Below are 15,035 nucleotides of genomic sequence, written 5' to 3'. Positions count from 1 at the left end.
ACACGTCCTTGCTGCTTTTGTCAACACTCTTTTTGAAAAAAGGTAAAAAAATAGAAGGACAGACGAGCAGTCCTTCCATTTCCTTGCCGTTATTGTCATAAATACGTGTAAAGCAGCACCGCAATGACCCCCGGTACGCCGAAGAAACCGGCAATCAGCGCACTCAGGAATGTGATCTGCACCTTGACGGCGAAGATCTTGACCACCCACAGCAGAATGGCACCTATGATGCTGTTCGTGATGAGTTTCCATACGAGCTGCAGCGGCAGCGATATGATCTTCCCCACGAGGCAGAGCACGACAAGGCCTACAGCAAAGGCCGTAAGCATTTCAAACATCAGATTTCCCTCCGATTCTCCATGGCCTTGGAAAGCGTGACCTCATCGGCATACTCGAGGTCGCCGCCCACCGGCAGGCCGTGCGCGATACGCGTCACCTTGATGCCGAGCGGCTTCAGGAGCTTGGCGATATACATGGCCGTCGCTTCGCCCTCGACATTCGGATTCGTCGCCATGATGACTTCCTTGACTTCATCCCCCTGCAGGCGATTCAGGAGCTCCTTGATGCGGATATCCGACGGACCAACACCTTCCAGGGGTGACAAGGCACCGTGAAGCACATGATAGACGCCGCGATAATCGCGCATGCGCTCCATGGCCGCAACATCCTGCGGCTGCTCAACGACACAGATGATGGAATGATCCCGTTCAGGTGATCCGCAGATGGCGCAGGGATTCTGGTCACTGAGATTGAAGCAGGTGTTGCAGTATCCGATTTTTTCCTTGGCATCGATGATGGCAGAGGCCAATTCCTTTGCCTGGTTCGCGTCCATATCGAGCACGTGATAAGCAAGACGCACTGCCGTCTTTTGGCCAATGCCCGGCAGTGCGCGAAAGTGTTCGATTAAATTTGCCAAGGGTGCAATGTATTGCATCTCAGAGCAGTCCCGGCGGCAGGCCAAGCCCGCTCGTGAGCTTGCCCATCTCCGAGGCCATCATATCGTCTACTTTTTTCGTAGCCTCATTGAATGCAGCCGAGATGAGATCCTGCAGCATTTCCACATCCTCAGGATCCACGGCAGCCGGATCAATCGTAAGCCCCTGAACCTGCTTCTCGCCGTTCATGACAATCTTGACGGCACCGCCGCCAGCCGTCACTTCAACGGTCTTGCGCTTGAGCTCGTCCTGCATCTTCTTCATTTCGTTCTGCATCTTCTGGACTTTTTTCATCATGCCGGCCATATTGCCCATGTTGCCCATTCCACCAAACATGTAGTTACTCCTCCCGTTCGCATGCGCGTGGCGCACGATATCAAATTATATTCTCTAAGTTTAGACTACCAAATTTAATTGTTGTCGTCAACTCAAAACCATCTGTTCCATCCGATTCATTCGTCTTCCTCCGTCGGCAGTGGTGCATCACCATCCTCCGGCAGAGGGATGGCACCGTCATCATAGATGTCATGGCCCGCTTCCGGTTTCTCTGACGCCGGAGCCTCAGTTTTACCCGGTTTCGTCGTCTCAACGCCGACGACGTTGGCACCGAAGACGTCGAATGCTGTTTTGAGAGAAGCACGCTCATCCGGCGCGACTTCTTCAAGGATCTCAGAAGGCTCCGGCCTTGGTGCAATCCGTTCGCGCTTTGGCGCAGACTTTTGCGCAGTGCTCTGACGCGGACGCGGCGGCGGTGTCTTCGGTGCATTCTCGCCCGTGCAGATGACGCGCATCTCCCGGCCCGTGAGGTCAAGCAGAATGGACTCAATGGCCTTGCGGTAATTGCGCATGACGAGCGAAGCCATGAGGTCGCTCTGCATGCTCATATGGAACTGATGCTCAGACATGCCCGTGAACTGCGCATTCTGGATGCAGGCGATGATCGGCGCTTTATGCTGTACGCGCAGCTGCTCGAAAAGCTGCTGCCAGATGGCGAGCCCCTCCTGGCTGACTGCCGCCGTCTCCTGCGGTGCTGCCGGCGTGCCGGGAGCAGGCACGGCGGAGGCAGGTGCCGCTGCTTGCCTGGGGGCAGGAACGGACGATGCCGGGGCAGCAGCTGCCTGGCGCACGCTGGGCGTCCCCTGCTGAGCAGCGGCGAGTGCTGCCGTCACCTTTGCGAGTTTGGCCTCGAGGGCCGCAAGGCGCGCCTCTCCTTCCCGCAGAGCCGCGGACGATGGCGCGGCCACGCGGCCCTGTACCGGTGCTGCGGCCTGTTCACGCTGTTCCTCACCGCGGCACAGGGACATCAGCGCGACTTCAACGGCAATGCGCGGCTGCGGCGACCATTTCATCTCGGTCATGGCCTCGTGCAGGCGGCGGATCATGCGCGGAAGATCATCAGCGGCGAAAAGCCTGCTCTGCTTCGCGAGAATCTCCTGCGACTCGGCGTAGAGATCCATGGAATCCACGGTACCAGCCGCCTGGAAAATCATGAGGCTGCGCAGATGCAGTGAAAGCTCCGCGAGGATCTGCTTGAGGTCCTTGCCGTCGCGCAAGAGCTCCGCCACGATCTGCAGAGAGGTCTGGACATCGTGCGCGGCAACGGCTTCCGTCATCTTGTAGATCCAGTCATGGCCGATGAGTCCGAGGATCTGGCGCACGCGTTCCACGGTGATCGTGCCTTCGGCCAGAGCTGCGCACTGATCGAGGATGGAGAGCGCATCGCGCATGCCGCCATCGGCCTGCAGCGCAATCATCGCGAGGGCCTCCGGCTCAGCCGTCATGCCCATCTGCTCCGTGATGTACGTCAGGCGGCTCTCGATTTCCTCCACCGTGATGCGCTTGAAATCGTAGCGCTGGCAGCGGGACTGGATCGTCGCCGGCACCTTATGCGCCTCCGTCGTCGCCAGGATGAAGACGACATGCTCTGGCGGCTCTTCCAATGTCTTCAGCAGAGCATTGAAGGCCTCGGTCGTCAGCATGTGGACCTCATCGATGATGTAGACCTTGTAGCGGCCATCGACTGGCGCAAACTTCACCGTCTCACGCAGATTGCGAATCTCGTCGATGCCGCGGTTGGAAGCCGCATCGATCTCAAAGACATCCATCGACGAACCATCGGTAATCTTACGGCACTGCTCACAGACGCCGCAGGGCTCCGGCGTCGGCCCCTGTTCGCAGTTCAGTGCCTTCGCCAGAATCTTGGCCGTACTCGTCTTACCGGTGCCGCGCGGACCGGAAAACAGGTAGGCATGGCCGATGTGACCACTCGTGATGGCATTGGCCAGCGTGCGGCTGATGTGTTCCTGACCGACCAGATCCTTGAAGGTCTGCGGCCTCCATTTACGATAAAGCGCGATATACGCCATCGCGTCTCCCCCTCCCCAATACGTATAGCAAAAAGGCAGCCTTGCCGGCTGCCCTCATCCTTTTCCACGTCGAACCGCAGTCCCCAGGCACCCTTGCGGCACATGAGACGATTCGCTTAACGCTGCTTCCTTCCGGACCTGACGTGGTTCACGAGGCCCCATTGCGCAAGACCAAGGCACTGCGGCCCGACCTGAAAAAGGATATAAAAATGGCGGAGAGTGAGAGATTCGAACTCTCGATACAGGTTTCCCCGTATACACGCTTTCCAGGCGTGCTCCTTCAACCACTCGGACAACTCTCCACAATGCTCTACCAAAGAAGCTATTCAATTGTGTTGCCCGGGCTTTTCTGTGATTGCCGCCTGCAACGATATATATCTTACCATCCTCTTTCGCCGCTGTCAACACCTTTTTTTACTTTATGCAAAAAAATCTCCGCAGAAGAATCTGCGGAGATTGGGAAAGGCAAACTTACCAGATGAAGAGGCCGGCAAGACCTGCGGACAGCAGCGAAACGAGAATACCCGACAGCAGCATGTAGCCGACATTGCGGGAGATCAGATCGTTCTTGCTGTCATCGACAAGGCCTTTGAAGCAGCCGATGATCATGCCGAGCGTCGAGAAGTTCGCGAACGACGTGATGAACACCGTCAGGACGCCCTGCATGTGGCGGCTGTAGCCGGCCAGGAGGTCCTGCACGCTGAGCATGACGACGAACTCATTCGTGACGAGCTTCGTGCCCATGTACTGTGCCATGGCGAAGGCCTCCGTCGAATCGAGGCCGAGCAGCCAGGCAAACGGGAACATGATGCAGCCGAGAATGTTCTCGAGCGTGATGGCCGGATGGATGAGGACGAGCAGCATATCGATAAGCTTGGCCAGGGCAACGAAGGCGATGACGTTGGCGCAGATGATGAGCACCAGGCGGCCGGCGCCGAGGATGGAGTTGCCGAGGAAGGAGAAGAACGGCTCGCGTTCCTTGCCGCCGTCACCGATGCGCGCAACCGTATCCTCTTCCTCGGTAATCTTGACCGGATGCAGGATGTTCGTGACGATCAGGGCATTGATGACGTTAAGCGGTACAGCCGTCAGGATGAATTCTGCCGGCATCATCTTCGTGTAAACACCGATCAGAGCAGCCGTGACGCAGCTCATGGACATCATGGCAAGCGTCAGGCAGCGGTCTGCCTTCATGCGCTTGAGCTGAAGGCTCGAGACGGCCAGGGCCTCCGTGTTGCCAAGGAACATCATCTCGATGGCAAAGAAGGACTCGAATTTCGGTTCATGCGTGATAAAAGCCAGGGCCTTGCCGATCCACTTGATGATGAACGGCAGGAGACCGATGTACGTCAGGATATCGAAGAGCGGCACGACGAGCAGGATTGGCAGCAGAGCCGACGTGAAGAAGTTCATCTGCGGCACATGAACCCAGTCCGGGAAAGCAAAGGCGATGCCTTCGTAGGCAACGCTGACGAGCCAGGTGAAGCCGGCAGCTGCGGCCTGCACGATGTCACGGCCAATCGGGAATGACGTCAGAAACCAGGCGATGAATACGTTGATGGCCAGGAGGGAACCAACGCCGCGCCAGTGAATATCCTTGCGCTTTTTCGAAAAGAGGATGCCGACGCCCAGGAAGACCAGCACGCCGAGCAGGTTGATGACGAAATACATAGACTTGCTCCTATCTTTTTGAAATGAGTTCTCTGTCAGCCAGATGAAAAAGAGGACATCTGGCCGACTTCATCATTATATATCAGAGATCATTTTCCGTAAAGGCAAACGGCAGGATTTCTTCGAGGCTTACGGCCTTGCTGTCACCCTTGAGATTCGCCATGATGATGCGGCCGATACGAAATTCGCAGATGGCCTGACGGCACATGCCGCACGGTGCGCAGGGGCCCGACGTATCCGCCACGATGGCGATGGCCTCAAACTCGCGCTCGCCTTCTGAGACGGCCTTGAAAATGGCCGTGCGCTCGGCACAGTTCGTCACCGGGTAGCTGGCATTCTCGATGTTGCAGCCGCCGTAGACATGGCCGCTCTTCGTCAGGACGGCCGCACCGACCTGGAACTTCGAATACGGCGCATAGGCACGTTCCCGGTACTTCTTGGCAACTTCAATGAGTTCTGCATCTGTCATTTTTTTGCCCCCGTTCCTCAGTACTTCTCGACTTTGTCTTTCTCGATGCGCGCATAGACGAGCGGCTCTTTCTCCGGCTGCTCATCGCCGATGGCAATGGCCTCACGGTACATCTTCTCTGCATCAGCCAGTGCGCCTTCCTTCGACGTGTAGAGCGTCACGAGCGTATCGCCAGCTTTGACTTCGTCGCCGTACTTCTTGTGCAGGATCAGGCCGGCCGAGAAGTCGATAGCGCTCTCCTTCGTCTCACGGCCTGCGCCGAGGACAACAGACGTCTCGCCGATCTCTTCGGCGTTCATCTTCGTGATGTAGCCCGAACGCTCGGCCTTGACCTCTGCGCGGTACGGAGCCTGCTGGAACTTCGTGTAATCGCGCAGCACGCTGTCGTCGCCGCCCTGTGCACGGACCATCTTGCAGAACGTCTCAAAGGCACTGCCATCGGCAATGGCCTTTTCTGCCATCTGACGGCACTCTTCCGGCGTGCCCTTGCCGACGAGGTAAAGCATGTTGGCTGCGAGCTGCAGCGAGACTTCCGTGAGGTCGGCCGGACCGTGGCCCTTGAGCACATCCATGGACTCCATGACTTCGATGCTGTTACCGATGCCGTAGCCGAGCGGCGTATCCATATCCGTGATCAGCGCGACCGTGCGGCGGCCGGCCAGCTCGCCGATGGCGACCATCGTCTGCGCGAGCTTGATGGAATCGTCGAGCGTCTTCATGAAGGCGCCGCTGCCCGTCTTGACATCGAGCAGGATGCAGTCGGAGCCGGCTGCGAGCTTCTTGCTCATGATGGAGGAAGCGATAAGGGGAATGCTGTCGACCGTGGCCGTGACATCACGCAGTGCGTAGAGCTTCTTGTCAGCCGGTGCCAGGTTGCCCGACTGGCCGATGACGCTGACGCCGCAGTCGTTAACCGTCTTGAAGAACTGCTCGCGCGAAAGAGCCGTCTGATAGCCCGGAATGGACTCGAGCTTGTCGACCGTGCCGCCCGTATGGCCGAGGCCGCGGCCGCTCATTTTGGCGACCTTGCCGCCGCAGGCTGCGACAATCGGGGCACAGATCAGCGTCGTCTTGTCGCCGACACCGCCCGTCGAATGCTTGTCGACCTTCTTGCCGGCAATGGCCGAAAGATCGATCATGTCGCCAGATTTTGCCATGACCTTCGTGAGCTCCGTGATCTCATGATCCGTCATGCCCTGGAACCAGATGGCCATGAGCATGGCCGACATCTGGTAATCGGGAATGTCGCCCTTGACGTAGCCATCAATCATGAACTGGATCTCCTCATCCGTGAGCACCTGGCCATGTTTCTTCTTCGTAATCAGGTCATACATACGCATAATGCAAAATCCTCCCCATAAACGGATATTTGAAAAACTTCCCAAATTTCAATCTTTTCATTTTGCATTCTTCTCGCGGGACAGGCTTCTCCGCCCCGCGAAAAAATGCTGATTCAATTCAGATATTCATTGTCACTTGATGATGCGCGGCAGGATGCTCTCGCCCTTCGTCGCCAGATCTGCATCAAACATATCGGAAATCGTCGCACCGATCATGGCGAACGTCGGATACGTGCCGAGGTTGACGCCCTGCTTGACGTGTGCGCCGTAAACGAGCAGAGGCACGTATTCGCGCGTATGGTCCGTCCCCGGAGCTCCCGGATCGCAGCCATGGTCAGCCGTAATCATGAGCACATCGTCTTCCTTCATCTTCGCCATGAATTCACCGAGCTGGCGGTCGAAATCCGTCGCAGCCTGTGCATAGCCGTCGATATCGCGGCGATGGCCGTACTGCATGTCAAAATCCACGAGGTTGACGAAGCAGAGGCCCGTGAAATCCTCATCCATGAGCTTCAGCGTCTTTTCCATGCCATCCGTGTTGTCCTTGTTGATGCCGAGCGTGCGGCTGATGCTGCGGCCTGCAAAGATGTCGGAAATCTTGCCGACGCCGATTGTATCGAGGCCTTTGCGGCGCAGGGCATCCATCATCGTATCGCCCGTCGGGTCGAGGGAGAAATCATGACGGCGCGGCGTGCGCGTGTAATTCGGATATTCGCCGACGTACGGACGCGCGATGATGCGGCCGACGCCATGCTCACCCTGCATGATTTTGCGCGCGATGCGGCAGTATTCGTAGAGCTTGTCAACCGGCACATCATCCTCGTGTGCGGCAATCTGCAGCACGCTGTCTGCCGACGTGTAGACGATGAGGGCACCCGTTTCCTTCTGCTCACGGCCGTAATCGTGAATGACCTTCGTGCCGGAATACGGCTTGTTGCAGATAATCTTGCGGCCGAATGCCTGCTCGAGCTTTGCAATGACTTCCGGCGGGAAGCCGTTCGGATACGTCGGCATCGGGCGCTCCGAGACAATGCCGGCGATTTCCCAATGGCCCGTCGTCGTATCCTTGCCGCGCGAGAGTTCGCGCAGGCGGGCAAAGGAACCAACCGGATTCTCCACGGGGGTCCCGCAGCCGACGCCATCGATGTTGAAAAGGCCGATCTTCTTCATGTTCGGCGTATCGTATTTCGGCGAAGCGGCAATCGTCTTCAGCGTATTGCAGACATCATCGCCAAAATCCGGAGCATCCGGCTCGCGGCCGATGCCGAAGCTGTCGAGCACAATGATAAACGCACGTTTGAAAGACTTCATTTTATATCTTCCTTTCTATATCCGTAAGGTGGAAACCGGATCAGAGCTCATCCTTGAGGACCTTGACGGCAGCGCTGGCGCCGAGGCGCGTGCAGCCGGCATTCAGGAAGGCCTCCATTTCCTCACGCGTGTGGATGCCGCCCGCGGCCTTCATCTCCACGTTCGGGCCGATGTGCTTCTTGAAGAGCTCGATGTCCTCGAGTTTGGCACCGGCCGTGCCGAAGCCCGTCGACGTCTTGATGATGTCGGCGCCACCATCCGTCACGCAGTGGCAGGCAGCGATCTTCTCTTCTTCCGTCAGGAAGCACGTCTCGACGATGACCTTCAGGATGCGGTCACCACAGAGATTCTTGAGCGTGCGGATCTCGTTCGTGACGTAATCGGTCTCACCGGCCTTGAGCATGCCGATGTTGATGACCATGTCGATTTCCTCAGCACCGTCAGCCAGGGCCTGTGCCGTCTCGGCGACCTTGGCAGCCAGGCTGCAGTTGCCATTCGGGAAGCCGACGACCGTTGCGACCTTCAGGGCATCGCCGTATTTTGCCACGATGCGCGGGATGAACGACGACGGAACCATGACCGTAGCCGTATGATACGCCACTGCCTCGTCGCAGATACGCTGGATATCATCCCAGATTGCCGTCTGCTTCAATAACGTGTGATCTACATGTGCCAGGATCTCTGCTGCCTTCATGATATTTCCTCCTCCATACATGACCGGAATCGAACAATTCTTATGTTTCCAATCGTCAGACGATTTTAATTGCTCTCAACTTTCTTCTTGATTCTATTCTAAACAATAACAAACAAAAATAAAAGGACATCTGTCTTATCAGCCGATGAAAATTATGATCAGCCGTTTTTCTCATTTTTTTGTAGGAAAGCCGTGTTATAGTACCATTCTGTTTTTACCTGTGAAAAGTAGCGTTCCATAAAATTTATAACTGTCTTTTCATCTGCAATCCTCATATTTTGTCCAGATTGTGATAAAATTAAAATATCTATTATAAAAAGGAGGGAGTATCTTGGATTTAACCAAGCGCAATTATATTCGCTTGAATTTTGAGCGGGCCTTGCACGATGGACATATCGATATCCACTACCGCCCGATTCTTCGCACGGCTACTGAAAAGATTTGCGGCGTCGAAGCGCTTTCGCGCTGGCACGACCCTCTTTACGGGGAAATCGCTCCGCACGATTTCGTCCCGATCCTCGAAGATATCGGAAAAATCCATCTGCTCGATCACTTTGTATTGAAGGAAGCCGTCCGCAATCAGCAGGAGCGCAAACTCCGCCAATTGCCGCGCGTGCCGATTTCCATCAACCTCTCGCGCTGCGATTTCGCACTGATGGACCCGTGCTACATCCTGGAGGAACTGACGGAAAAATACCAGATTCCGCATGATTATTTCCACATCGAGATCACAGAAACGGCCCTCGCTCAGGATGAAGCCGCCGTCGCAGCTGCCATTCGCCGCTTTCGCGCCCATGGCTACAAGGTCGTGCTCGATAATTTCGGCAGCGGTTTTTCCTCGCTGATTGCGCTGCAGCGCTACGCGGTCGACGAAATCAGCATCGACCGCATCTTTTTCGAGGATTTTACGGAAGAGAGCAGGAAAATCATCCAGACCATCGTGCTCATGGGCAAATCCCTCGGCATCCATACGATTGCCGAAGGCGTCCAGAATAAACAGCATGTGGATTTCTTGTGCAGCATCGGCTGCGAGAAAATCCAGGGCGATTACTGCTGCCGTCTCACCAAGAACGATCCGAATGAAAATGTCCTGACGTATCCGGTGCTCGACAGCGAAAGTCCGCTTGAAGAACAGATTTTCAGCAAGGCGGGACTGACGAATTTCATCACGGATACGCCGGTAGCCCTGTTGTCGGATAACGGCCATGATGTGAAACTGCTCGCGGCCAACCCCGCATACCGGTCGGAGCTCCATACCGCAGGACTTTCCACCACCACCGAAGTCAACCGTTATCTGCACACCCTGCCACCGGTGATACAGAAAAAGCTGCGCCGCCTGGCTGACCGCGCGATCCGGTCGCACCAGACCGAGCGCATCATCTGCGTCGGCGACGGCCAGTACTTTCACTTCAGCCTGCTGACGCTGGCCGGTGTCAGCGGCTTTTACGTCCACAAGGCCGAGCTCAAGAATCTGCAGCCCGACCGCGAAGAACACGCCGCCACCAGGCGATACGACGAAATCGTGCGCAACATCCTGCGCATTTATGACGAGGTGTACTGCGTTGACCAGATGCGAAACCGCGTTGAGATCATTGAGTCTGACCTGCCATCCCTGCAGCCCGGCTCGCATCGCCACGGCATCATGCACACCTTCATCGACTATGCCGATGCGTACATCCACGAGGAAGACCGCGCGCGTTTCCTGGCCTTTGCACGTCGTCTGTGCCCGGATACGGCAGGGCACGATGACGACGGCTATCTCGCGGGGATTTTTCGCGTCCAGCAAAAAAACGGCAGCTATCGCTGGAAGATCTTTGATGTCATCTCTTTTGAACAGGAACACCGTCCCTGCCTGCTCATCTGCCTGCACGACTTCGTCTTCGAGAAACAGGAGCATATGAAGGAACTGCTGAACACCATCATGGCGTCTTACGGCCTCATGAGCCCGTCCACGCAGGAAACAACAGCCCTGAGCGATTCGCATCTCTGGCAGGCACTTTTGAACAGTTCGAGCCGCAAATTGTTCTGGAAGGACCGGGAAGGACGGTTCCGCGGCGCCAGCCGTGCCTTCCTGAAATTCTACGGCATCAAGAATGTCACCGACCTGCTCGGCAAGACGGATGAGGATATCGGCTGGCATATCGAGGGCGGCCGGATGCACGACTACGAGGAACTCGTCATGCAGAGCGGTCAGTCCGTGCACGATCTCCCCGGTTACTGTATCACGCGTGGCCGCCAGCATGCAATTTCCTTCTCGAAATACCCGGTTTATGACGGCCTGCAGATCGTGGGGCTGCTCGGTGAATTCCGTGACAGCGAAGAACAGGAAGCAACGCAGAAGCTTTACCAGAAACTCTATGTCACGGATGATACGACCGGCCTGTACAATTATCGCGGGTTGATCCTCGTCAGTGTCGAATATGCCGACAATTACCGCCTGAAAGGCGAAGATTACACGGGCATCATGATGTCCATCCCCGAGTACGACCGCTTTGCCCAGCTCTACGGGCCCAAGGTCAGCAAAGTCCTGCTGACCCGCATCCGCAACATCGTGATTGACGCCATGCCCAAAAATATCGTGGTTGCGCATACCGGCAGCGGCGTCTTCGTCTGTTTCCAGAAAGGGCTTGACACGGGCACACTTCGCCAGCGCACCGAAGCCGTGAAGGAAACGATTGCCGCCATCACGAACATCGACGGCTTCCCCTGCACGCTTTCCCTTCGCTATGCACTGGCCAGAGGGTCCGAAGCGCGGACATCCGATGAATTTCTCCACATCCTGTCCGCCCGCTGCCTCGCCAGTATGGCGTCTTACGGCCTTAGCGGCGCCTTCGGTGATTCCATTCTCTTTGACCGCGAAGCATTCGATCACGCCGAGGAGATGGTTTATCTGACCGATCCCCTGACCTACGAGCTCGTCTACATGAACCATGCTCTGCTCAAGTCCCTGAATCTGCCGGATGATTTCTATTACATCGGCCATAAATGCTATGAAATCGTCACCGGCAGCCATAAGCCGTGTACGGACTGCCCGCAGTCCAAGCTGCGGCGCGACCGCTTCCACAGCGGCTCCTACCACAATCCACTGACCGGCATGGATTTCCATCGCGGCGATATCCTCGTGCCGTGGAACGGACGCAACTACCATTTCAGCATCGGCATCAATCTGCGGGATATCTACCAGCGTCATCGCCAGCAATACAATCAGCTGCGGCACGCCGTCTCCATGAATGATGCCCTGAACCTCGCCATCCGCGAGGAGAATCCCGACCTCGGCATCCGGAAGATGCTGGCCAAAATCGGCACGATGATCAAGGCGGACCATCTCATCGTCATGGAAGAGGAACCCAACGGTTTCTATCTGAGTGCCACTTATGAATGGCACCCGGACAACAGGGAGAGCCTCCGTCCCCGCCTTCACCACATCCCGCTCATCGATGTCAGGCCGCTCTACGATACCTTCCGCACGGATCCGGTCATGCGCGTCAAGGACATTGCCGCCTACCAGCGCCGCCATCCGTCCTCGCTGCTCCACACACTTCAGATTCAGCCGCCAATCCGCGCCTTCGTGGCCGGTCAGCTCATCATGGGCGACCGCTCGCTCGGTTGTCTCCTGGTGCTCAATCCCGACCCTGAATTCTTTGAAACAGCCGCCATACTCCTGAACACCTTGACGCACTTCTGTTCCATCCTGCTTCGCAACCGCGACAATATGAAGCGCTTGCATGAACTCAGCACCATCGATCAGCTGACAAGTGCCGGCAATCGCCATGCACTCGAAAGCTATCTGCATACAAAACTGCATCCCGGAGAACATTACGTCATCGTCTTCAGCGACATAAACGGGCTCAAGAAGGCCAACGACACGCTCGGCCACAAAGCAGGCGATCATCTCATACAGGCCGTTGCCTCCGTGCTCATCAGCATCGGCAGCCGCGAGCATGTCTTCCGCATCGGCGGCGATGAATTTCTCATGATCCGCCCCTGTCAGGACGAAGCGGGCGCACGGGCTCTGCTGCAGCGCATTGAAGAAAAGTTCCGGGCGCATAAGGTCAGCGCAGCACTCGGCTACGTGCTCTGCCAGGCTCCGTTTGACAATATCGACGCCATCATCCATGAAGCTGACCTGCGCATGTACACCGAAAAGAAGCGCCAGCATCAGGAACGAAAAACCGACAGCTGAAACACATTTGTTGCAAAAAAGTCCGCCGGCTCAGCGAGTCAGCGGACTTTTTTTTCTACCAAGCGGCAGCTTCCTTATTTTGTTAAGACAGCCACCTCAAAGAGGCGCAGGGTATCCTGCAGTATCGCGCATGAGGCGGAGAATCAGAGTTCCAGGCCCTGCTCCTTGCGCGCGCGGTACTCGCGGTCGAGGATGCCGAGGATCACGAGGTTCTCGTAGACGCCGTTCGTCAGGATGGTCTCGCGGATCAGGCCCTCGCGCTGCATCCCCTCCGATTCGTAGAGGTGCAGTGCGCGCGCATTGTAGTCCTTGCAGTCGAGCCAGGCGCGGTGGAACTTGAGGTCGTCAAAGCCCCAGGCCTTTAAGAGCTTCATCGCCTCGTGGCCGTAGCCCATGCCCTTCTTCTCGATGATGACATGCGTCCACTCGAGCTCCTTGGCCGGCGTCGTCAGACCGTTGATCATCAGATAGCCGACCGGCTCCTTCGTCTCGATTTCCTCGACGATGACATCCATCGTCGCCTGTCCTTCTTCAATGACCTTCGTATGGAAATCGCGGTCAAACGGCACGATGAACTTGAGATTCTCGGGATCGTATTCGAGCTTCATGATGAAGTCGAGATCCTCTTTCGTTGCCTTGCGAAGCTGTAGACGCTTGCCCACATGCAGGATTTCTGCCATAATGAACACTCCTTTATGAATTCTTTCTCATCTTTTTTCTTTCGCTTTTCTATGCTCACTCTTCTATAGTATAATGGATATACTTTGTACTTCAAGCCGTTTTCACAATTGTTTTCTGTTTTCGAAAGGAGAATCTGCTCTTGAACTACGATTTGCTTTCCTGGATCGACTGGAAGCATCTGATGGAAATGCTGTTCATCCCGGTCTGTATCCTTATCGCCTCACTCACAATCGGTATCATGCTCAACAAGCTCATCAACCGGCGCATCACGAATCATTTGAACATCGAAGAAGATTCCTGGTTCTACATCTTCATTAATGCGCTGCGCGGCGTACCGGTGTCGCTGTGCCTTGTCGTCGGGCTCTACTGGATTGTCAACACCATCAACATCATCGAGCCGCTGACGCGCCTGTTCTCCTACATCCTCTTCACGGTCATCATCCTCTCGATCACGCGTGTCGCCGCCCGCACGATCAACGGCTTCGTCACGCTGCGCATCGAGCGCACGCAGGAAAAACTGCCGAAGACGACGCTGCTCAACACCATCCTCAACGTCATCATCTATGCGATGGGCGTGCTCGTCGTGCTGCAGTACTACGGCATCTCGATTGCGCCGATCCTCACCGCCATGGGTGTCGGTGGTATGGCCGTTGCCCTCGCCCTGCAGGAAACACTCGCGAATATCTTCTCGGGCCTGCACCTCATCATCTCCAAACAGCTGCGTCTCGACGACTACATCAAGCTCAGCACCGGCGAGGAGGGTCGCGTCACGGATATCACCTGGCGCTTCACGACGATCGTGCCGGCCGGCGGCGGCAACATGATCGTCATCCCGAATCAGAAGATTGCCTCGTCGAACATCACGAACTACAGCATGCCGCGCAAGGACATCGTCATCAGCATCCCCGTCGGCGTCTCCTACGACAGCGACCTCGATGAGGTCGAACGCGTGACGCTCGAAGTGGCCCGCGATGTCATGAACCGAGTCGACAAGGATGTCCACATCGAACCGGCCGTGCGCTTCCACACCTTCGGCGAATCGAGCATCGACTTCAACGTCGTGCTGCATTCCAGTTACTTCGAGCATCAATTCCTGCTCAAGCACGAATTCATCAAGGCACTGACGCGCCGCTACCGCCAGGAAGGCATCGAGATTCCATATCCGGTACGCACCGTGCTGCAGCCTGACCTCACAAAATAACGGGCCTGTGGATAACTCGTCCCCTATATCTTGTGTCCACTTATCCACAGTATGCAGGATTTCATCCACTCCCTGCTGTGGATAATTTTCTTTTGGAGAATCTTTATTCATTTTCAAAATTGAAAAAGACTGGCACGGCCTTGCCAGCAGGCCGTGCATCCCTGCTGCTCCATTTGTCAATATG

Annotated in this window: 12 protein-coding genes and 1 tRNA gene; 2 read left to right on the top strand and 11 right to left on the bottom strand. The window is 56.2% G+C overall.

The features are described 5' to 3' along the window. Positions 1-95 precede the first annotated feature (95 nt). The 10 genes from DWX75_RS05810 to deoC form a co-directional block, all read right to left on the bottom strand. The gene (locus tag DWX75_RS05810) at positions 96-338 is read right to left on the bottom strand and encodes a pro-sigmaK processing inhibitor BofA family protein (RefSeq protein WP_118015392.1); all 243 of its coding nucleotides are present in this window, start codon (positions 336-338) and stop codon (positions 96-98) included. Beyond that, entirely contained in the window at positions 338-934 is a 597-nt protein-coding gene (gene recR, locus DWX75_RS05805) for a recombination mediator RecR (protein ID WP_118015391.1), read from the bottom strand. Before recR ends, DWX75_RS05810 begins: the two co-directional genes overlap by 1 nt. Before the next feature lies 1 nt (position 935). Continuing rightward, a complete protein-coding gene (locus DWX75_RS05800; protein WP_118015390.1) occupies positions 936-1,271 on the bottom strand; it encodes a YbaB/EbfC family nucleoid-associated protein in 336 nt (111 codons plus the stop codon). Between the two features lie 116 nt (positions 1,272-1,387). Then, positions 1,388-3,301: a DNA polymerase III subunit gamma/tau gene (gene dnaX / locus DWX75_RS05795; RefSeq protein ID WP_118015389.1), complete on the bottom strand. Its 1,914-nt coding sequence runs from the start codon at positions 3,299-3,301 to the stop codon at positions 1,388-1,390. Between the two features lie 210 nt (positions 3,302-3,511). Then, a tRNA-Ser gene (locus DWX75_RS05790) sits at positions 3,512-3,603 on the bottom strand. A 169-nt stretch (positions 3,604-3,772) separates the two neighbouring features. Then, positions 3,773-4,972, bottom strand: a complete 1,200-nt coding sequence (locus tag DWX75_RS05785; protein WP_118015388.1) for a NupC/NupG family nucleoside CNT transporter — start codon at positions 4,970-4,972, stop codon at positions 3,773-3,775. A gap of 82 nt (positions 4,973-5,054) precedes the next feature. Continuing rightward, a complete protein-coding gene (locus tag DWX75_RS05780) occupies positions 5,055-5,441 on the bottom strand; it encodes a cytidine deaminase (RefSeq protein WP_118015387.1) in 387 nt (128 codons plus the stop codon). A 17-nt stretch (positions 5,442-5,458) separates the two neighbouring features. After that, entirely contained in the window at positions 5,459-6,781 is a 1,323-nt protein-coding gene (locus DWX75_RS05775; RefSeq protein WP_118015386.1) for a pyrimidine-nucleoside phosphorylase, read from the bottom strand. A gap of 132 nt (positions 6,782-6,913) precedes the next feature. After that, positions 6,914-8,092: a phosphopentomutase gene (locus tag DWX75_RS05770; protein ID WP_118015385.1), complete on the bottom strand. Its 1,179-nt coding sequence runs from the start codon at positions 8,090-8,092 to the stop codon at positions 6,914-6,916. Between the two features lie 40 nt (positions 8,093-8,132). After that, the gene (gene deoC, locus DWX75_RS05765) at positions 8,133-8,786 is read right to left on the bottom strand and encodes a deoxyribose-phosphate aldolase (RefSeq protein ID WP_118015384.1); all 654 of its coding nucleotides are present in this window, start codon (positions 8,784-8,786) and stop codon (positions 8,133-8,135) included. A 331-nt stretch (positions 8,787-9,117) separates the two neighbouring features. On the opposite strand from deoC, the gene DWX75_RS05760 reads away from it, so the two are divergent. Then, a complete protein-coding gene (locus DWX75_RS05760; RefSeq protein ID WP_118015383.1) occupies positions 9,118-12,969 on the top strand; it encodes an EAL domain-containing protein in 3,852 nt (1,283 codons plus the stop codon). Positions 12,970-13,112: 143 nt separating this feature from the next. Here the strand turns inward: DWX75_RS05760 and DWX75_RS05755 are convergent, their stop codons facing one another. Next, on the bottom strand, positions 13,113-13,649 hold the full coding sequence (locus DWX75_RS05755; RefSeq protein WP_118015382.1) for a GNAT family N-acetyltransferase: 537 nt from the start codon (positions 13,647-13,649) through the stop codon (positions 13,113-13,115). Positions 13,650-13,831: 182 nt separating this feature from the next. On the opposite strand from DWX75_RS05755, the gene DWX75_RS05750 reads away from it, so the two are divergent. Next, entirely contained in the window at positions 13,832-14,851 is a 1,020-nt protein-coding gene (locus DWX75_RS05750) for a mechanosensitive ion channel family protein (RefSeq protein WP_118015395.1), read from the top strand. Positions 14,852-15,035 lie beyond the last annotated feature (184 nt).

It is taken from the genome of Mitsuokella sp. AF21-1AC, from assembly GCF_003458855.1.
Lineage (GTDB): Bacteria > Bacillota > Negativicutes > Selenomonadales > Selenomonadaceae > Mitsuokella.
The sequence above is the reverse complement of the archived record's forward strand: the minus strand, read 5'-3'. Positions and strand labels throughout refer to the sequence as shown.

Excerpts from the sequence above, each read along its gene's own strand:
- DWX75_RS05810 (WP_118015392.1), bottom strand. The coding sequence starts at position 338 with ATGTTTGAAATGCTTACGGCCTTTGCTGTAGGCCTTGTCGTGCTCTGC.
- recR (WP_118015391.1), bottom strand. The coding sequence starts at position 934 with ATGCAATACATTGCACCCTTGGCAAATTTAATCGAACACTTTCGCGCA.
- DWX75_RS05800 (WP_118015390.1), bottom strand. The coding sequence starts at position 1,271 with ATGTTTGGTGGAATGGGCAACATGGGCAATATGGCCGGCATGATGAAA.
- dnaX (WP_118015389.1), bottom strand. The coding sequence starts at position 3,301 with ATGGCGTATATCGCGCTTTATCGTAAATGGAGGCCGCAGACCTTCAAG.
- DWX75_RS05785 (WP_118015388.1), bottom strand. The coding sequence starts at position 4,972 with ATGTATTTCGTCATCAACCTGCTCGGCGTGCTGGTCTTCCTGGGCGTC.
- DWX75_RS05780 (WP_118015387.1), bottom strand. The coding sequence starts at position 5,441 with ATGACAGATGCAGAACTCATTGAAGTTGCCAAGAAGTACCGGGAACGT.
- DWX75_RS05775 (WP_118015386.1), bottom strand. The coding sequence starts at position 6,781 with ATGCGTATGTATGACCTGATTACGAAGAAGAAACATGGCCAGGTGCTC.
- DWX75_RS05770 (WP_118015385.1), bottom strand. The coding sequence starts at position 8,092 with ATGAAGTCTTTCAAACGTGCGTTTATCATTGTGCTCGACAGCTTCGGC.
- deoC (WP_118015384.1), bottom strand. The coding sequence starts at position 8,786 with ATGAAGGCAGCAGAGATCCTGGCACATGTAGATCACACGTTATTGAAG.
- DWX75_RS05755 (WP_118015382.1), bottom strand. The coding sequence starts at position 13,649 with ATGGCAGAAATCCTGCATGTGGGCAAGCGTCTACAGCTTCGCAAGGCA.
- DWX75_RS05750 (WP_118015395.1), top strand. The coding sequence starts at position 13,832 with ATGGAAATGCTGTTCATCCCGGTCTGTATCCTTATCGCCTCACTCACA.